Source organism: Enterococcus sp. ARL09-542 (assembly GCF_005234805.1).
GTDB lineage: Bacteria > Bacillota > Bacilli > Lactobacillales > Enterococcaceae > Enterococcus_D > Enterococcus_D gallinarum.
In genome coordinates, this window is sequence record NZ_QPQX01000001.1 from 276486 (window position 1) to 295010 (window position 18525).

Sequence of the window (18525 nt, forward strand, 5' to 3'; positions counted from 1 at the left end):
TTATAATCCCAACTTCCATTCGAGAAAAAGATCGTTGTACTGTTCAACGGCATTTTTTCCTAAGTATTCGTAGTGTTCCATCTGTTGCATTGCTTCCGGCTCTGGATAGAAAGCTTTATTGGAGGTCAATTCAGTCGGTAGCAGTTGCTTCGCGGTCTCACTCGGTGTCGCATAACCGACATACTCAGCGTTTTGAGCGGCATTTTCAGGACGCAGCATGAAATTGATAAACGCATAAGCTCCTTCAAGATTGCCGACGGTTTTTGGAATCGCAAAGTTATCTGTCCAGATAGCACCGCCATCATTAGGGACGACATAGGTTATAGCAGGATTCTCAGACATGACATACGCTGCATCTCCTGAATAGCCAATGCCGATCGGTGCATCGTTGTTGACCATCAAAGTCTTGATCTCATCAGTGAGGACTGCTTTGACATTGGGGCGTAATGCTTCCAATTTCTCGATGGCTTGTTGAAGGTTTGCTGTATCTAGCTCATTTTGAGAAAGATCTAAAGTCTGCAAAGCCATTCCTAACGTTTCTCTTGCGCCATCAACAACTAGAATATCGTTGGCAAATTCCGGGCGCCATAAATCTGCCCAGCCATGAATGGTGGTAGGATCGATTTGGTCACTATTAACCATGATTCCAATAGTTCCCCAAAAATAAGGAATGGAGTAATGATTGTTTTTGTCAAAGCGCTGATCCATCAGAAAATCAGAAAGATCTTCACTGCCGACGAGTTTATCATGTTCTAAAGGAATCAGCAGCTGCTCCTCAATCATTTTAGGAATCATCGATTCACTGGGGAAAATCAAATCGTACCTGGTACCGCCTTGTTTGACCTTTGTTTCCATTGCTTCATTCGAATCAAATGTATTATAAATCACTGAATAGCCACTTTCAGTTTCGAATTTTTTTATCAGATCGGGGTCAATATATTCTCCCCAATTATAAATAATAACCGTGTTAGCATCATTTGCTGATGCACTTCCTGTTTCATTGGACAGTACAGCTTTGCCAACAAAAAGAATACCTAGGATCGCAATGATCCCGCCAAAAAATACGTGCAATCTTTTCAATTCATCAATTCCTTCTTTCTTATCACATTCTTATTCCTGTAGAATAAATGAAACCTTTTAAAAAGGCAATAAAAAGTTAGTCAGTGAAAAAACTGCTTTTTCTGATAGAAAAGGGAAAGTCGAATCAGTTGTAAAATCAGGGATCATTGCCTAAGCTATGAAAGAGACCTTTCGTTTCTTTAGAAAAATGACGGAAGCTCATTTACATAATCTCAAGGAGTGATTTACATGGAAACACGAGCAGTTGTTATTAATGAATATGGTGGTAAAGAAAAACTAGCAGAAGCGAAAGTTTCACTACCTGAACTCGGTGCGGATCAAGTGTTGGTGAAAGTTGCAGCAACTTCGATCAACCCAATTGACTGGAAATTACGCGAAGGATACTTGAAGCAAATGTTTCCTTGGTCATTTCCGATTATTCTAGGATGGGATGTTGCTGGAGAAATCGTTGAAGTTGGTCAGAAGGTTAAAGACTATCACGTAGGCGATCGGATTTTCGCTCGTCCAGAGACGACACGATTTGGGACCTATGCGGATTATACGATTGTGGACAGCAACTTACTGGCGCCTGTGCCAGAATCTATTGCCTTCACGGAAGCTGCAGCTGTGCCTCTAGCAGGATTGACTGCATTACAAGCTCTATTTGATCATGGTTCGTTAAAAGCTGGCGAAAAAGTGTTGATTCATGCCGGAGCTGGCGGAGTTGGGACCTACGCCATTCAACTTGCGAAAAATGCCGGCGCCTATGTCATCACGACGGCAAGTCCCCGTAATCATGAACTTGTTAAAAAATTAGGTGCAGATGAAGTGATCGACTACCATACAACGGATTTCGAAGAAGTTCTTACTGACATTGATTTAGTTTTTGATACAATGGGTGGCGAGATCCAAAAGAAAAGCTTCTCCGTTCTAAAAGAGCATGGCCGCTTGATTTCTGTACTGAGTATTGAAGATGAAACATTAGCCGCAACGAAACAAATTGAAGCAAAAGCAATTTGGTTACGTACAAATGGAGAACAGTTAAGCGAATTAGCTAAACTAATGGCTGATGGCAAATTAGTAAGTGTGATTGGCGAAACTTTCCCATTGACTCGTCAAGGTGTCTATGATGCCCATGCATTAAGTGAAACACACCATGCGGTAGGGAAAATCGTGCTCGACAACCAATAAATTACAGACATAAATCAAGCGAAGCAGAGGAACTGAGGATATGAGATTGTGGCATGAAGCACTTTTGCCTAAATTACCAAGACAACAATTACTGGGACAGCATCGGGAAGTAGCTGCGCTGAGAGGCGCTGGCTGGGGAAAGAAACATGCGACAGTCGATTACGTTTTTGCTCATTCTCCATATAAGCTGTACCAATACCATCTCCTTGTCATGGCAGAGATGCAGCGTCGCGGCTATCGTCCAGCAGCAGCGTGGTTAGAGCCTACTTATCGGGGGCAAAAGACAGCTCCTTATCAGGTGTTAGAGCCGATTGAGCAATCAGTCCCTATTTATCCTGAACATACTGCAATGTATTTAGAGGAGTGTTTAGCTAATTTAAGAAGCAAAGGAATCTATCTCTGATGGCTAATAAAAAAACAAAAAAGTGCGCGTCCTTGTTTGAAGCAAGGACGCGCTTTTCTTTTTGAAGCAATTCATAAACAGTTGACTTACAAAAAGTAAGCATATCTTTCGCGTTAATAAAAAGAAGTTGTTATAGTGAATGCAGGAAGTATTTGAAAAGAGGGAAATGATATGACAATCAATAATAAACAAATAGAATTTGGGTTAGATACCTTTGGCGATCTTGCCTTTGATGACCAGACCCATCAACGAATCAGTTACAGCCAATCATTAAGAAATATTATTGCAGAAGGAAAGTTGGCCGATGAAGTCGGTGTCGATATCCTCGCATTAGGCGAACACCATCGCGAAGAGTATGCAATCTCAAGCCCAGATACAGTATTAGCTGCGCTGGCAATGGTCACTAAAAGAATCAAATTAGGAACGGGAGTAACTGTATTAAGTTCTGATGATCCAGTTCGGGTCTATGAACGATTTGCGACAGTTGATGCCCTTTCAAATGGTCGTGCGCAGATCATGTTAGGAAGAGGGTCATTCACTGAATCTTTTCCACTGTTTGGCTATGATCTGCAAGATTATGAAGAATTATTTGAAGAAAAAGTAGCAATGTTTTACGAACTCCTTAAAGGGGAGCCACTGACCTGGAAAGGCAAATTTACTCAATCTTTGGAGAATGCCGAAGTTTATCCAAAACTCGAAGGAACACTGGATACGTATATTGGCGTGGGAGGAACACCGGAGTCGATTATTCGTGCTGTTCGCTACGGCTTTCCAGTTATGCTAGCCATCATTGGCGGGGAGCCTGCGCGATTTGCCCCCTATGTACAACTTTATCAAAAAGCAACGCAGCAAATGGGCAGACCGATTCTTCCGGTAGGGATGCATTCCCATGGGGTGATTGCGGAGACGGATGAGGAAGCGTACGAAATCGGTTGGCACTATATCAAGAAAAGTATGGATAAAATCGGAGAAGACCGTGGTTGGCCCGAGATGTCGAAAGAACGTTTCGATTTTGAAGTAGAACATGGCTCTTACTATGTAGGTAGTCCTGAGACTGTGGCACAAAAAATTGCGCGAACGATGCCGCAAGTCGGCGTCGAACGGTTTGATCTTGTTTATGGAACCGGTGGACAATTACAAAAAGACCGTCTGCGGACTATCGAACTTTATGGTACAAAAGTAATCCCTAGGGTCAAAGAACTATTGAGATCAGGTGGGAAATAATGGGAAAATCTAGAATTGGCATCTTAGGAGCCGGCAAGTTGGGGTTAGCATTAGCAAAATTAGGAGCAGAAGCTGGGTATGAGGTCTGGATCGCTAGCAGAAAGCCAGCGGAAAAGAATGCTCTAGCTGTTGAAATCCTTGCTCCAGGTGCAAAGGTGAAGAATGTCTCAGACATCCTGACGGAAATGCCAGTCATTTTATTAGCAATCCCTTTAAGCAACTATCCGTCACTTCCCAAGGAGCAGCTGGCTGGTAAACTTGTGATCGATGCAATGAACTATTGGTGGGAAGTTGATGGAACCAGCAAAACGTATTCGACTGTTGAAGAAACATCTTCAGAAAGGGTCCAAAAATATTTTGACCAAAGCAGAGTTATCAAGGCATTCAACCATATGGGTTATCATGATGTTCAAGACGAAGCTCGGCCGGCTGGTTCACCAGCCAGAAAAGCCATGGCAATCGCTGGTAATGATCCGGAATCTATGTCTCAAACGGCCAAAATCGTTGACGACTTTGGCTTTGATCCGGTAGTGATCGGTCGTCTAGCCAATGGTCTTATGCTAGAACCTGGCGGTGAACTTTTTGGCGCCAGTGAGACAAAAACAAATTTAAATCATTTAATTGAAACGTTTTATCAGAGTGCTCAAGGCAAACAATTACTCGAACGACAAAATTAAAAAGAACCTCTTTAGCGAAACTCACTTTTTCAGTGAGTAGGGCTAAGAGGTTCTTTTTGTTTCTCAATCTGCTGGATCGCTTTTTCTTGAATACTGTTTGCGATATAGCCAATCTCATTTCGTGTAATAAAGATGTCTGTTGCTTTGAAAGGAACTTTCTGAAAAGGAGGGACGATATTTCCGATAATCAAATCATAGGTTGCTTTGACGGCAGGGATTGAAAAAGAGTCTAACGGATTGAGAATCGTGATTTTCAGGTCGTAGGGGACGAACTGTTTGATTTGTGTTCGGATCATTTCCGTATGGTCGCTATTGGTATCGTAGAACAAGGCGAGATGATAATCTGCATGTTGATCAATGATTTGTTTTGTAAATAGTGGAAAAGAAGTATGGAAAATATAAATCAAATGGTTGATCGTAGCAGGGCGAATCGCCGGTAATTCAGAATGAGTCACTAGCTGAACAATATCCTTGTTGATTGCTTGCTGGACAGGATCGCAGTTATCAACAAAACGGGCCAGGCGATCATTCAAAATACAATACGGAACATTCAAATTCGTTTCCAGCAAATATTTGAAACTAACAGCATCCAATTTTTCTTGAAAGTCTGTTTCGGTGTAATGGTATTTAAGAAAAATTTGTTTAGTCAATCGATAGAAGATTTTTTTTACTTGTTTATAGATAGCTGGGTCGGCTGTGATATGAGAAGTCAGATAACCCATAACTTTTTCTAAATAAGATCGTTTGTAGCGAGAGAATTCAGCGAGATCGATTTTTTCTAGAAAATATTCAATTTTATTCGATTGCACTTCCGTGGCAAAAAGCCTCTCTCGTTTACTATGTACATAAATGATAAACGCTATTTTTCGTATGTCAGAAAAATACAGCTTTAATGGAGTAACTTCAGCCAAAAGTTGTGCAACTTTTAAAAATTCTTGTTCCTGATTTTTACTGGCATCTCTAAACTCATGTTGGTATTTCTCCAAAAAGAAAACCATGTAAAACTGGCGAATAGTCATTTCATTCCCAGCTATGCGGATAGGTTTTTTTCTATATGAAAATCAAAAGGACGTATGACCGTGTTGATTTTTTTAATTAAACGAATAATTGAGGATTTGCTTAGATTCAATTCAATCGCTAGTGTCTCATAACTGGAAAAGTGGGATGAAAACAGAAGTTCCAAGAGTTTGAAAGCAGAAGAGTCAGCCAAGAAAAAACTATAGACATCCGATCGTGAAGCGAAAGAATGGAATTCCAGACTCACTTAGGAATGATTGTCTATATTTATTTGAAGAAAGGACAGATCGTGATTGATCTCTGTCACATACTTTCTGAACAACGACAAAGACAGGTCAAATTCATCCAGCAAATCAGCAATAAAACAGTGACGGTCATGCAACAAACTTTCAATCAACTACAATTTTATTTGTGAAGCAGTTGACAATAAACCTCTGAACATAGCTTTCCTCCAATCAGTTATGTATTGATGGTAGCACGTTTTTCCAAATAGTCAAAAATATTTGAAAAATGATTTTTTTGAACACTTAGTTTATGCCAAATTTGGGAAAATAAAGGTGAGATAACACATGCTTTTTTATTGATACTTGTCTCTGATTTTCTATAAAAAAGGTATGTTATTGAATGAAAAATAGGTTCTGGTCTAGCTATATCAATCGTTATGCTGTCTTCGGAAGAATGAGGGAAGAACGTACAGTACGGTGCCATCATAAATAATTATATTGGTTGGTTCTTTTAGAAAAACTTATATTTTAGAAAAGTAAAAAAATTAAGTTTTTCTAAAAAGTAACAGTTGTTTTTTTAGAAAGGATGAATCACTATGAATAAAAAACTATGTGCATATTTGAGCTTGTTGGTTTTGCTAGGTGCGACTTTTTGTACACCGGCAATTGCAGTAGCTGAAATGGTTTCAAATATAGAAGTTGAAAGTCAAACGAGTCAATCGAATTCACCTGCGACAGACACAAAAACGGAAGAATCAACAACAACTTCAGAAAACGCGGAGAGTACTAGTCAAACAGTCGAAGATACCTCAAACAGTCAACCGGAAAAAGCGACCACTACTACTACGACTGAAACGTCCACTTCAGAGTTGAATCAAAATACAATACAGCCAAGTGCACCCACGGAGGATTCAGAGACTGAATCTACCGAACAAGCAGTCACTCCAAATGCTGTTAATCCAGATTTAAATGCTCGAGGAATTCAACTATTTGATAATGTACGAATTACAGATATGAATGATCAACCTTTTGATCAAAACAATCCTCCTTATTATAACGACAATATTAAGATTCACTTTGACTGGTCATTATCTGATCAGGAGGAAATCAAAAACGGTGATTATTATATTTATCAGCTACCAAGCTATTTTGCTGTTCACAATGAGGTGTCAGGCACATTACAGCGTTCAGGTGGAGGATCATTAGGAGACTTTTATCTAAATGCAAATGGAGAATTAAAGATTGTTTTCAATGAAAACGCAGAGAATCTATCAGGTAGAAGTGGGACAATCAATCTTGAAACCGAATTGAAAGTGTCAACAATCACAGAAGATGTTGTCATCGAAACTGGTATTTATGACCGTGATGGCAATGAGATCCTGATTACTTTACCAATCTATCAAATCGATATTACGAAGAGTGGGAAAGTAAGTACTAGTGGCTCAATTGTTTGGGAGATCGTATATAATACGGAAAGCAAGGAACTAGAAAACGTCGTTGTGACAGATAAACTACCAAGCGGATTGGCATATTCTCATTCTTATGGTTACCTTTATGATGGAGACGCTTGGGTTAGAACTAGCGACTTGTATACTTATAACTCAACGACTGGAACTTTTACATTCAATCAAAAAATCGATAAGCCAGTCAAAATTGAAATTTATAGTGTTGTCAATGATCCAACGATTAACTCCTTCAAAAATGTTGCTCAAATCACTGGAGATAATTTCCATGAAAAATCAGTTGAAGCAACAGTCAGCTATGATGAATCTGCGGAATATAAGCGATTTTTAGGTTATGATCAGTCAACTGGTCGTGCTTCTTGGGAGGTTTCTTTAGATCTTAGCAAAGACGGTTCAATTCTCACTGATAAAACGTATTCTGGATCACTTTCAGAAATTGCATTGCATTATTTAGTAGCCGATTCTGTAGTGGTCAGAAACAAAAATGATAACAGTATTGTGACAGATTGGCACTTTGATGAAGCAGGAGAAATAAAAAAAGATAATCAGCTTGTTCAATTTCAACTTGTGTTTGCTCATGCTGGACAATATGTGATTCGTTATGAGACACAACTCTTTGATCCAGTACTGGTGAATACTAGAATTACTAACTAAATAACTATCAAAGATGATACGACAACTTCTCATAATGGGTCGGGAACAGTGACCCAACAAGCAAAATTGGTGTGACAAAAACAGCACCATCAAAAAGTTATCAGGATCAAACGATTCAATGGCAGATTGAGATAAATCAGCAATATGTAGAAGTGGAAAATATGGTCATCACAGATCGCTATCGAGAAATTAGCGGGACAAATATTAGTGGATTAGAATTGATTGAAGACTCTCTTGTTTTAACTGCAACTAGCCAGTCAGGAGAAGTTAAAGAATTGACTTCAAGCGACTTTGATTTATCGAAGCAGCGTGAAACCACTTCTGGAGAAAATCCAATTGAGTACGAATCTGGTTTTCAAATTAAACTAAAAGGAAACTATGCAAAGACAGCAGACAAAATTACGGTCAGATTCAAAACGACTTTTGATATGACGACACAGATCGCTTTAGGAAGTGCCAAAACACGTTTTAGTAATTCTGCTTTTGTCGATTATGAAATTGACGGTAACTCTTATAGGGAAGCCGCTCAAGCAAATTCATGGATGGACACTACTTGGACCTTAAACGCGCTAAAAGCAGGGCTTTTCATTCCAAAAGGAGGAGATGTAAAAGCATACTTGCAAGCAGCTTTTAACCGTAATTTCCCAAATATCTTTTCAGAAGATGTTGCTACAAGTGATCAAATCTATTGGATGGGATTATTTAATACGTATAAAGCGACACTTCATGAAGGAACCAAGATTGTCGATCAATTACAAGATGGTCAAACGTTTAAAGAAGCAGTAGTTTATACAGTTGACGTATCCGGAACAGGAAACCAAGTAAGATCTCTGAAGGAAGAATTGAGCTCAGCTGATTATCGCTTGACGTATGATCCAGTGACAAAACAAGTGACAGTAGAACTGTTGAAAGACACTTCAGAAACGATTGCTGTCTTCATTGCTGTCGAAGCAGCTACAGATGTTTACAAGTACAATAATATGATCTCTTTGACAGATGGTACAACGGATTTAACTGCTGAAGCGCAAGTTGAGAAATCCGCAAAAGGAAACTGGTTAACAAAAAATGGCACTCAAAATGTTGACAATAATCGACTGTTGGATTGGGAAGTGCTGGTTAACCAAGATAGTCGAACGATCAAGAATGCTGTGATTGAAGATACGATCAATTATAATCAACAGACTTTCTTGTACGATGAGACAGGAAAAGTCCTTGTTGATGTGTATAAAGCCGTCAAAGACGGAGATCAATGGATAAAAGGTGAGAAAGTTATTTTCAATAATCAAGACAATCCAAATGTAACAACGAATGGTATTGATGGAACATTCACATTACGTATTGCTTTTGAGGATGTCATTGACAGTCCATACTTCATCGTTTATCAAACGAAACTTGATCCTGGCATTCGAAATAATGAAGTTGTTTCAAATGATGTGTCTCTTTACGGAAGTCAGACGGAAATCCATCAAGTAACAAAAGACGTAATCGTCAAATCTACCAACGGTAGCGGTACTTCAACGGGAACAAATGGCTCGTTGACAATCAATAAATATGACAGAGAAGGGGATAAGGAAGCTGGGATCAACAAAGAGGCACATTTCCAACTCAGTCGTAAAAATGCCGAAGGAAACTACGAAGTTGTTTTCTCCGAACTTGTTGTCAGAAATAATAAGTTGATTCAAGGAACTAGCGAATTTGACCACTTAGATGGGCTACGATATGGAGATTATAAAATCCAAGAAACGAAAGCACCAGATGGATATGAGCGGGATGAAAAAGAATATACGTTTACGATCTCGAACGAGGAAGTCGATTATGTCTTTGAACTAGCTAATACAAGGGAAATTATCGAAACTAGCCTAGCTTTAACGGCTACGAAAGCTTTGGAAGGCCGACAGATCGAAGACGGGGAATTCACTTTTGTTTTGGCAGATGAAGAAAATAAAATCCTTCAAGAAAAGACGAACAAGGCAAATAATATTCTTTTTGATGAGATTACTTATCAAAAAGAAGGAACCTATCGATATAAAATTTATGAAGTACAAGGACATGACGCTACGATTAGCTATGATGATTCAATCACCAATGTTACAGTAGAGGTGAAAAATAACGACGGACAGTTAGAAGCAACAGCGACTTATGAAGGCAACGCCGTCTTCACGAACACTTACACACCAAAAGCCGGCAGTGTAGTGTTGGAAGCTGAGAAAGTTTTGACTGGCCGTTCACTAGTCGCAGGGGAGTTCACCTTTGAATTAGTCGATCAAGAGGGACAAGTGATTCAAAGCCAAACCAACGACGGCACAGGGAAAGTTTACTTCGATGCGATTCCGTACGACAAAGCCGGTGAGTACAACTATACGATCCGGGAAAAAGCCGGACAAGACAGTACAATCACTTATGATGACGCAGAGATTCCAGTGACCGTAAATGTCAAAGATCAAAACGGAACATTGGAAGCGAAAGCAGATTATGGTAGCGAGCCAACCTTTACTAACCGCTACACGCCAGAAAAAGCTCCTGATCCAGCAAAAAATCAGAATACAAAAACACCGACGAAGAAAAACGAACTGCCAAAAACCGGTGAAACGTATCAAGTCAGCTGGATGTTAGTAGGCTTGTTACTAGTAGGCATTGTAGTAGTGGTATATCGCAGACAGAAAAGAAAGTAACTAGCTAAACGATCAAAGATTCCTTGATCTGGTTTCCTATGTTGGAAACGGATCAGGGGGTCTTTTTCTTTTGAAAGAGGTCTTGCTGAACAAAAAACCTCTGTTTACCTTTTGCGTAACAAAAGATAAACAGAGGCACCCACCTTGTCAAACCAGCACGTGGTCGTTAATTGAAAAATATAAGTTGTACGCTTGTAACTGAACAGCAGTCATTAAACTGGTCCCTGCCAGACCCCATTGGTGTACATATAAGCCTGTACCTGCTTTGTGCTCGCTTTTGACTCCCACCCAGCTGTTTTATAAATCAACAAGCCAATTTGTTTGTTGAATCTGCCCGTCTAATTCACGTAAGGCTTTTGCGGTTTGATTCAAACGGTCGGTGATTTGCTTGGTATCGATCGTTCGGATCATACGAATCTCATTACGTCCCATCCGTGGAGCAACCTTGGCTGCTTCCAATGTTGCCGTTAGCATCGCATGCGAACGCCTTAAAGCTTCCCGTTTCTCTAATGCAGCAGCAATCGTTTCTTGTCCACCGATTTTGGCGACCGCATTTCGCTGATTGATTGCAATGACCAACTGGGCAAATTCTTGGTTTGTTGTTTCATAATCCAGCAGTAAGTCGTCGATGCTGCGGTCTAACGTATCGCCTTCTTGGATCACGGCACTACTGGCAATCTCTTCTCGTAACAGAGTGAGTTTGGATTCAAGATCTCTTCGTAGTAATAATGCTTCAGCAAGTTTCATTGATTTCATCCTTTCGAGCAAGGTTTCTTTTCTTTATCCTAGAAAAAAAACACTAAGCTGGCAAGTATTTGCCCTCCAAAAAGTCTTGAAGCCATTATTGAAAAGATTGAAAATTCTAAAAACTGTTTGACTTGAAAAACGAGGAATAGTATACTTTTATCAATTCAGTAGAATATAGGACATCGATGAGAAGAGTAGCTTTGATGACTGTTTAAAGAGAACCCGGGTTGGTGAGAAAGGGGACAGAACGCTAAGTGAAGATGAGCTCAGAGTCTTTTAACTGGTTTACGCTGGTTAGACGGAACGCAGCCGTTATCCTGCCGAGTATGCATACGTACTGATGAGGTGTTATTTGTAAAAATGACACGAAAAAGGGTGGTAACACGAAGTCTTCGTCCCTTTGTTGATCAATGATGATCAGCAAAGGGACGAGGATTTTTTTATTTAATCAAGCTTGCAACTCGCAAGTGAAAAGGAAAGAGGAGAGTAAATGAAAAAGGGTTTGGTTGTTGTAGGGATTTTAAGTTTTTTGTTAGCAGGATGTAGCACGACTGGATCGTCCGCAAAGGAGACAGATCCAGAAGTTCAAGAGATTTCAGTCAGCTTACCGGCAGAGTTGACAACATTAGATACGACGCAAACAACGGATAAAGTTACGTTTACCGTTATCCAGCATCTTTTTGAAGGGTTGTATCGTTTTGATGAAAAGAGTCAGCCAGTTCCCGGTTTGGCGGAGGAAGCAGTCATCAGTGAAGATGGCAAGACATATACCTTTAAACTAAAGGAAGAAGCCAAATGGAGTGATGGGCAGCAAGTGCAAGCAGCAGATTTTGCTTATGCTTGGAAGAAACTGGTCGATCCTAAAACCATGGGGCCAAATGCGTATCTTTTAGACAATGTCGTCAACAGTCAAGATATTCGCGAAGGGAAAGCAGACATTGCGACGATTGGCTTAGAAACACCGGATGAAAAGACCTTTGTCGTCCATTTGGAACAGCCGCAACCTTCTTTTTTATCGGTGGTGTCGATTGGCTGGTTAGCGCCTCAAAGACAGTCTTATGTTGAAGAAAAAGGGACGGCATATGGGAAAACAAGTGAAGACTTGCTCTATACGGAACCTTTCATTCTGAAAGACTGGCAACAGACCGGTGCAGAATGGACGCTTGCCAAAAATCCTGAGTATTACGATCAAGCGGTAGTTAAGTTGGATAAAATCAAAGGTTCCACGATCAAAGAGGAGAATACTGGAATCCAGTTGTTTGAAAGCGGGGAGTTGGATCTGCAAAAAATCAGCGGACTCTATGTGCAACAGTACCAAAATAATGACTCCTTAGTCACTCAAAAGGATATTGCCAACTATTTTTTAGATTTTAATAAACAGGCAAATAAACCATTGGCAAATGTCCACCTTCGTAAAGCCATCGCTTTGGCGATTGACAAAGAGAGTCTCGTGAATGATGTGTTGAACGATGGAGCAAGCGTATTGAATGGCCTTATTCCCAGTGGGCTTTATGCCAATCCGAATACCAATGAAGATTTTCGCACTTATAGTGGGGACTACAATGAATACGATAGTAACAAAGCACAAGCAGAATGGAGCCAAGCACAATCAGCTATCGGTGACAAAATTGAACTGACTTTATTGGTAACAGATGATGATCATGGACAAAAAATCGGTGAATATCTGCAAAATCAGCTTCAAGATCATTTGCCTGGTTTGACGATTACAATCAATAAACAACCACGAACGAATTTGAATCAATCACGAGCAGATGGTCAATATGAGTTGTCGATTTCTGGTTGGATTGCTGGCAGCAGTGACTTGGACTCTTATTTCAATTTATATAAAAAAGGTTCTTCTTACAATTACGGTGGATATGTCAACGAGGACTATACGGCATTGACAGAAAACGCACGTACCGTGGATGCCAATGATCCAGATAAAGTATTTGAAGATTACAAATCAGCAGAATCAATTCTGTTAGCAGAAGATGCAGCTCAAGTTCCTCTATATCAGAGTGCATCAAATTATATGATCAGGTCAACGATCAAAGATATCCAATTTCCCGCATACGGTGCCTATTTTTATTTCCGTACGGCATCTGTAGAGAAGTAAGCAAAAAACGCAGCCCTAAGCTTGCTTGGGCTGCGTTTTTGTGAGCTGCACTTAATAACAACGATCAGTAGTTACTCATTTTCTGTGGTCATTGCAGCTTCTTTAAATAAGAGAACTTTACTTTCTGGATAGGTTGGAAAGTGATTCATTGGAATCTTCCAATCTTGTTCAGGAACTTCAAACTGATAGTGGTTGACCAGTAAATCACTGAACACGCGCAACGTATGCAAGGTAATCCATTCACCAGCACAGCGGTGCATTTTGCGGAAATCACCGCCTCCTTGTGCGATCATTTCATATTCTTCCTCATAGGAAATGGCTTGTGTACGTCCGACAAAGCGATCCACTTTGAAGTCATCTGGCTGATCAAAGGTTCTCGGATCATGATTCGTACCATAAATATCTTGGACGACCCAGCTGTCCTTAGGGATCAGATAACCATCGACGACAACATCTTGCAAGCTAATGGCAGGCATCATTGGAAAGAAAGGATAAAAGCGGCGTAATTCTTGAATAAATGAATCCTGTAACTCCGAAAAGTTTTGTTTAAGTGCTTGGTAGATAGTCGTTGTACTAAAAAGGGCATGTCCCATCAAAGCGATCCAAACGGTTAAAGCAACCGTAGGGCGGATGATATTTAACAGATCGACGGCTGCAACTTCGATCGGCAGTAAATTACCTTCAAGATCAGTGGCAGTAGCGAAAGTATAGAGTGCTAATGATTCTTTGCCAGCAACAGGATGTTGACGAGCTTCTTCAATCAATCCTTGAGCCCATTTCTCAGATTTTTTACGATCTTCGACGCCTCTTAAATGGGCGACAGGGGAGGTGACAGTCCCGCTGAACATAGCAACTTGATAATCAGCTAACTCACTGATCTCTGATTGAGACAGTGGTGCTAGATTGATTCCTGACCATTCACAAATCGTTTTGAATAGAACATTTTTTGTGAGTGAAAAAAGCTCAAAGGTACCGGATTGTTTATCCAGTTCATGAGAAAGGTTTCGTTCCAACAAATCATGGTAATCGGTCATTCTCTCAGGTGTCATCAAGTCCATAAAGTAGTTTTTCCGATGGTGATGTTGTTCCCCGTCTAAAGTTTGAACCCCCTCTTCCCCTAACAAGGTTGAACGGACGAGTTTAGGCATTGCTCCTTCACGTTTAAAGTTTCGTGGATCATAAAAAATTTTTGCTGCTTCTTTTCCATAAATGGCAATCACTTCTTGATTCAGAAATTTAGCTCTAACGACTGGGGCATTCACCTCAGACCGTAATTCTCCTAAGATTTCATAACCAGCATCAAAGAGTTCTTTGACCTCAGTTAATTTGATTTTCGCTGTTGGTACTTCTTTCATTGGATTTCCTCCTGTCTTTTTCCTATTGATATACTTCTAGCTTAAGCTTTTTTCTTTATTTAGACAAAAGAAACACATAAAAAAGAGCAGATCATCCAAGATGATCTGCTCAAAATGCGGAAGATGGGAGTTGAACCCACACGAGATATACTCACACGCGCCTGAAGCGTGCGCGTCTGCCATTCCGCCACTTCCGCGCATAAATAACCTTAGCGCATTTTGAGAATTTTGGCAAGAAAAAAAATAAGTCTGTCAGCGGGGACTGACAGACAAGGAGTAAAAAATGAAAAAGTTGGGTTGTTTGTTGGGTTATTTATATAGTAACCGGAAAATATGAAAAAATTGTGATCAACCCTTAGCGTTTTAAAGAAAAAAACAGGCCAAAGGTTAAAAAAAAACTAAAATAGCACCATGAAAAAAAAGGGCCTGCCAGCGGGGACTGGCAGGCAAGGAGTAAAATGAAAAAGTTAGGGTTTGTTGGTATGAATAAACTATACCGCCCAAATGTGAAAAAAGAGTGACTAAAAAGGAACGTTTTTGTTACGATCCGTAGACCAAATCAAGGTTTTTTTCATTGAAGGTGTCTCCATGCTCCAAATCACCATATTTGAACCCCCGGTTGAACCATTCAACTCGTTGTTTTGAAGTCCCATGAGTAAAACTATCTGGTACGACATATCCTTGGTATTCCTTTTGTAACGTATCATCACCAATGGCATTAGCAGCTGTGATAGCCTCTTCGATATCACCAGCTTCTAAAATCGGTTGGCCGTTATAAGTTTTTCCTTGTAGATACTTGGCAAATGTACCGGCTAAATAATCCGCTTGTAGTTCCAATCGAACACTATATTGATTGTATTCTTTTTCAGAAACCTGTTGGCGGATCTTATCGAGTTGCTGTGTAATACCAAGTTCGTTTTGTACGTGATGACCAACTTCATGAGCAATGACATAGGCCATGGCAAAATCTCCGCTGGCCCCATACTTTTGAGAAAGTTCTGTTGCAAAGCTGAGATCCAGATAAACATTTTGATCGGCAGGGCAATAAAAGGGACCAACTTGAGAAGTTGCATTCCCACAAGCCGATTGAACACTTCCTGTAAATAAAACCAGTTTAGGATCTTGATACGTAGTCTGTTCTGCTTCAAAAACACCATTCCAATAATCTTCCAAATGGCCGAAGACGACAGCGGAGAATTCTTTTTCCTCTGTATACTCGTCTGAAGCCACATTTTCTGTTTGATAATTAGCGGCTTGTCCGCCTCCTAAAATATCTGTGACGGAGTTTAAATCACCCCCACTGAATAGAAAAAAGAGGACTGCGATAACAATCGTACCGATACCACCGCCGGCCATTATTTTTCCTCCTGAACCTGCGGAACGACCAGAGCGGTCTTCCACATTGGAACTTTGTCTACCCCCACGCCATTTCATTTTGTTTCCTCCTCATTTGACTGTTTACATTTATTATAAGAGAAAACGAGGAAGATGAGAAAAGTTTGGCTTGCTTGAAGCGATTTTGCGGAACAAACGACCGATATTGCTATCAAGGGAAAGGGTGTGCACACCTTTTAATCATTTTTTAATCTAACAATTGGTCTTCATATTTGTTAAGGTATCACTAGAATAAAGGTAGAGGGTGAGCAAATGAAAAACAATTATTCTTTGATCGAAGACCGACGCATGCAAATTTTTAAGCGGCTGATCAATGGGGAGCACTTGAGTTACCAGCAACTTTCTGATGAGTATTATGTTTCTAGGAGCAGTATCGCCAAGGATATCGCTTATCTAAAAACACTGTTTGTCAAAGAAAATTTACTGTTGCGTTTTGATAATTCAGGCACTTATTTTCAAGGAAGCGAGTCACAAATCCAACGAATGTTGAAGCGATTCATTCTCCTTACTGTGGAGCATGGGGAGAACCTTTCTGTTCTGACAAATGTGTCATTATTTGAAAAGATAAATGCGGCTTTTCGCCATTCGATCATCGAAAAGCAAATGGAGATCCCAGAAAGCTACATCCAAAGCATCGTTGTTTCGATCTTGCTGATTGTCGAGCGCTCGAATCAGGCAAATCAGCTGGATATAGAAGAGAAGCGCCAATTTGGAAAATTGTTTTTGGAATTTGACAAGTATCCGTTGATTTATGAATTGTTGAAAGAAATTGAAGAACAAGAAATCTACCATTTTTCATCGAAAGAAGTTCAGTACCTAACCTATCTCATTGTAGGTAGTGGCTTACGTTTTTTTATGAAGAACGAATCGATTCCGTTCTCTTTTCGAGGGAAAGTCAGAAATCTGATTCAGAAAGTCAGTGAAGGCATCCAGATCGATTTGACACAGGATAGTCGCTTAGAAGAAGATTTGACGATTCATTTGTACCAGCTGTTTTTACGCATTGAGGCCCAAACTACTGTAGTCAATCCATTGCTAGATGAGATCAAACAGCATTATCCGGCGTTGTATGGGGTCGTTTGGTTCTCTTTGAACGACTTTCTAAAGGCCTACCATATTGGAATATCTGAGGATGAAATCGGGTTTGTTTCGATTCACTTTCAAGCTGCAGTAGAACGGATGCGGCAATTGAATAAAATCGTCTTTGTTTGTCCGAACGGTGTTGGCACCAGTTCATTTATTTCTGCCAAGATTCGTCGAATATTGCCTAATGTCGATAGTATTGAAACCGCTTCTGTCGCTAAGCTCAAAGAGATGGATATTTCTGCCATCGATTTCATTATTTCCACGATCGATTTACCTGATGTTTCCAAACCAGTCGTCCGCATCTCGCCGATGGTGACCAATCGAGACATGAAGCGGATCATGAATCACTATATCGATTTGATTATTGATAATGAACCGATTGCGGATAAGGTGAAAATCCTGCAAGATACACGGATGTTGATTGCACCGAAGATTTATTTTGAACGATTTGAGACCAAAGAACAAGCACTGGATTTTCTGATCAGTCAAAATGACTTTTCGTCGGAAAATCAGCGTACGGACTTTCAGCGTTCCGTCTTAGAACGAGAAGCATTGCAGTCGACCTATTTAGATAACGGTTTTGCCATACCTCATGGCAATCCTGAGTTTGTTTCAAAAACGACCTTTTCTGTATTGATTTTGGATCGTCCTGTTGATTGGGGCAACCAAAAAGTCGATATCATCGTGTTACTAATGATACGAGAAGATGAGGCCCAAGAAGTAGAACCTGTCATGAAGTTGATCATGCAAGGGATCGAAGACAAAGAATGGTTCATTTCAAAAATGTTGGAGGTAAAATCATGATCAATTTAAAAAAATTACTGCCTGAGGATCATATCGAGACCACGAATCAAATCCTCACTTGGCAAGAAGCAGTTCAATTGGCGAGTCAGCCGCTATTAAATGAAAAAGCCATCGATCAACAATATGTCGCTAATATGATCCATAGCGTTGAGGAGAATGGCCCGTATATGGTATTGGCTGATTACTTTGCATTGATGCATGCTCGTCCGGGGGAAGGTGTCTTTCATCAAGGGATGAGTTTGCTAGTGACTAAAAACGAAATCGATTTAGCTGGCAAGTCGGTCCGTATTTTCCTTGTTTTAGCTGCAAAAGACAATCAAAGTCATTTGGAAAGTTTGCAGGAAATCATGGAAGTGTTTATGGATCAGGAAAAGTATCAACTTATTTTGAATGGTGACAAAGAACAGATTTGCCAATTATTCCAATAGGAGGAAAAGA

Annotated in this window: 16 protein-coding genes and 1 tRNA gene; 10 read left to right on the forward strand and 7 right to left on the reverse strand. The window is 40.1% G+C overall.

Features of this window, described 5'->3' with window-relative positions; genetic code table 11:
- On the reverse strand, nt 1-1080 hold the full coding sequence (locus DVW06_RS01255) for an ABC transporter substrate-binding protein (RefSeq protein WP_005470675.1): 1080 nt from the start codon (nt 1078-1080) through the stop codon (nt 1-3).
- A 228-nt stretch (nt 1081-1308) separates the two neighbouring features.
- Here DVW06_RS01255 and DVW06_RS01260 point away from each other — a divergent pair, with 228 nt between their 5' ends.
- From DVW06_RS01260 to DVW06_RS01275, 4 genes are all read left to right on the forward strand, one after another.
- Entirely contained in the window at nt 1309-2250 is a 942-nt protein-coding gene (locus DVW06_RS01260) for an NADP-dependent oxidoreductase (RefSeq protein ID WP_003125772.1), read from the forward strand.
- 40 nt (nt 2251-2290) lie between these two features.
- Complete coding sequence (locus DVW06_RS01265) at nt 2291-2653, forward strand: TIGR02328 family protein (protein WP_003125773.1); 363 nt, start codon at nt 2291-2293, stop codon at nt 2651-2653.
- A gap of 171 nt (nt 2654-2824) precedes the next feature.
- Nucleotides 2825-3877 (forward strand): LLM class flavin-dependent oxidoreductase, encoded by a 1053-nt coding sequence (locus DVW06_RS01270; RefSeq protein ID WP_137264321.1) that lies wholly within the window; start codon nt 2825-2827, stop codon nt 3875-3877.
- The gene (locus tag DVW06_RS01275; protein WP_081131552.1) at nt 3877-4554 is read left to right on the forward strand and encodes an NADPH-dependent F420 reductase; all 678 of its coding nucleotides are present in this window, start codon (nt 3877-3879) and stop codon (nt 4552-4554) included. Before DVW06_RS01270 ends, DVW06_RS01275 begins: the two co-directional genes overlap by 1 nt.
- A gap of 29 nt (nt 4555-4583) precedes the next feature.
- Here the strand turns inward: DVW06_RS01275 and DVW06_RS01280 are convergent, their stop codons facing one another.
- Complete coding sequence (locus DVW06_RS01280) at nt 4584-5573, reverse strand: hypothetical protein (protein ID WP_003125776.1); 990 nt, start codon at nt 5571-5573, stop codon at nt 4584-4586.
- Between the two features lie 11 nt (nt 5574-5584).
- Nucleotides 5585-5818, reverse strand: coding sequence for a helix-turn-helix domain-containing protein (locus tag DVW06_RS17325; protein ID WP_003125777.1), 234 nt, complete (start codon nt 5816-5818; stop codon nt 5585-5587).
- On the opposite strand from DVW06_RS17325, the gene DVW06_RS17330 reads away from it, so the two are divergent.
- The 3 genes from DVW06_RS17330 (at nt 5801) to DVW06_RS01290 (ending at nt 10584) form a co-directional block, all read left to right on the forward strand.
- Complete coding sequence (locus tag DVW06_RS17330) at nt 5801-5986, forward strand: hypothetical protein (protein WP_003125778.1); 186 nt, start codon at nt 5801-5803, stop codon at nt 5984-5986. The genes DVW06_RS17325 and DVW06_RS17330 overlap by 18 nt on opposite strands.
- A gap of 405 nt (nt 5987-6391) precedes the next feature.
- Complete coding sequence (locus DVW06_RS01285) at nt 6392-7912, forward strand: Ig-like domain-containing protein (protein WP_137264322.1); 1521 nt, start codon at nt 6392-6394, stop codon at nt 7910-7912.
- Nucleotides 7913-7983: 71 nt separating this feature from the next.
- On the forward strand, nt 7984-10584 hold the full coding sequence (locus DVW06_RS01290) for a Spy0128 family protein (RefSeq protein ID WP_081842084.1): 2601 nt from the start codon (nt 7984-7986) through the stop codon (nt 10582-10584).
- Nucleotides 10585-10881: 297 nt separating this feature from the next.
- Here the strand turns inward: DVW06_RS01290 and DVW06_RS01295 are convergent, their stop codons facing one another.
- Entirely contained in the window at nt 10882-11331 is a 450-nt protein-coding gene (locus DVW06_RS01295) for a DIP1984 family protein (protein WP_005470685.1), read from the reverse strand.
- A gap of 490 nt (nt 11332-11821) precedes the next feature.
- On the opposite strand from DVW06_RS01295, the gene DVW06_RS01300 reads away from it, so the two are divergent.
- On the forward strand, nt 11822-13447 hold the full coding sequence (locus DVW06_RS01300; protein ID WP_137264323.1) for a peptide ABC transporter substrate-binding protein: 1626 nt from the start codon (nt 11822-11824) through the stop codon (nt 13445-13447).
- Between the two features lie 71 nt (nt 13448-13518).
- Here DVW06_RS01300 and DVW06_RS01305 read toward each other — a convergent pair whose 3' ends face one another.
- From DVW06_RS01305 to ypfJ, 3 genes are all read right to left on the reverse strand, one after another.
- Nucleotides 13519-14802, reverse strand: coding sequence for a cytochrome P450 (locus DVW06_RS01305; protein ID WP_005470691.1), 1284 nt, complete (start codon nt 14800-14802; stop codon nt 13519-13521).
- 115 nt (nt 14803-14917) lie between these two features.
- Nucleotides 14918-14999, reverse strand: a tRNA-Leu gene (locus DVW06_RS01310).
- A gap of 343 nt (nt 15000-15342) precedes the next feature.
- The gene (ypfJ, locus tag DVW06_RS01315; protein WP_002316719.1) at nt 15343-16236 is read right to left on the reverse strand and encodes a KPN_02809 family neutral zinc metallopeptidase; all 894 of its coding nucleotides are present in this window, start codon (nt 16234-16236) and stop codon (nt 15343-15345) included.
- Between the two features lie 213 nt (nt 16237-16449).
- On the opposite strand from ypfJ, the gene DVW06_RS01320 reads away from it, so the two are divergent.
- A complete protein-coding gene (locus tag DVW06_RS01320) occupies nt 16450-18087 on the forward strand; it encodes a BglG family transcription antiterminator (protein ID WP_096710703.1) in 1638 nt (545 codons plus the stop codon).
- Nucleotides 18084-18515: a PTS sugar transporter subunit IIA gene (locus DVW06_RS01325; RefSeq protein WP_002301435.1), complete on the forward strand. Its 432-nt coding sequence runs from the start codon at nt 18084-18086 to the stop codon at nt 18513-18515. The genes DVW06_RS01320 and DVW06_RS01325 overlap by 4 nt, the downstream gene beginning before the upstream one ends.
- The last annotated feature ends 10 nt before the right edge of the window (nt 18516-18525 follow it).

Excerpts from the sequence above, each read along its gene's own strand:
- DVW06_RS01295 (WP_005470685.1), bottom strand. The coding sequence starts at position 11,331 with ATGAAACTTGCTGAAGCATTATTACTACGAAGAGATCTTGAATCCAAA.
- DVW06_RS01270 (WP_137264321.1), top strand. The coding sequence starts at position 2,825 with ATGACAATCAATAATAAACAAATAGAATTTGGGTTAGATACCTTTGGC.
- DVW06_RS01300 (WP_137264323.1), top strand. The coding sequence starts at position 11,822 with ATGAAAAAGGGTTTGGTTGTTGTAGGGATTTTAAGTTTTTTGTTAGCA.
- DVW06_RS01265 (WP_003125773.1), top strand. The coding sequence starts at position 2,291 with ATGAGATTGTGGCATGAAGCACTTTTGCCTAAATTACCAAGACAACAA.
- ypfJ (WP_002316719.1), bottom strand. The coding sequence starts at position 16,236 with ATGAAATGGCGTGGGGGTAGACAAAGTTCCAATGTGGAAGACCGCTCT.
- DVW06_RS01305 (WP_005470691.1), bottom strand. The coding sequence starts at position 14,802 with ATGAAAGAAGTACCAACAGCGAAAATCAAATTAACTGAGGTCAAAGAA.
- DVW06_RS01325 (WP_002301435.1), top strand. The coding sequence starts at position 18,084 with ATGATCAATTTAAAAAAATTACTGCCTGAGGATCATATCGAGACCACG.
- DVW06_RS01285 (WP_137264322.1), top strand. The coding sequence starts at position 6,392 with ATGAATAAAAAACTATGTGCATATTTGAGCTTGTTGGTTTTGCTAGGT.
- DVW06_RS01260 (WP_003125772.1), top strand. The coding sequence starts at position 1,309 with ATGGAAACACGAGCAGTTGTTATTAATGAATATGGTGGTAAAGAAAAA.
- DVW06_RS01320 (WP_096710703.1), top strand. The coding sequence starts at position 16,450 with ATGAAAAACAATTATTCTTTGATCGAAGACCGACGCATGCAAATTTTT.
- DVW06_RS17330 (WP_003125778.1), top strand. The coding sequence starts at position 5,801 with ATGGAATTCCAGACTCACTTAGGAATGATTGTCTATATTTATTTGAAG.
- DVW06_RS01275 (WP_081131552.1), top strand. The coding sequence starts at position 3,877 with ATGGGAAAATCTAGAATTGGCATCTTAGGAGCCGGCAAGTTGGGGTTA.
- DVW06_RS01280 (WP_003125776.1), bottom strand. The coding sequence starts at position 5,573 with ATGACTATTCGCCAGTTTTACATGGTTTTCTTTTTGGAGAAATACCAA.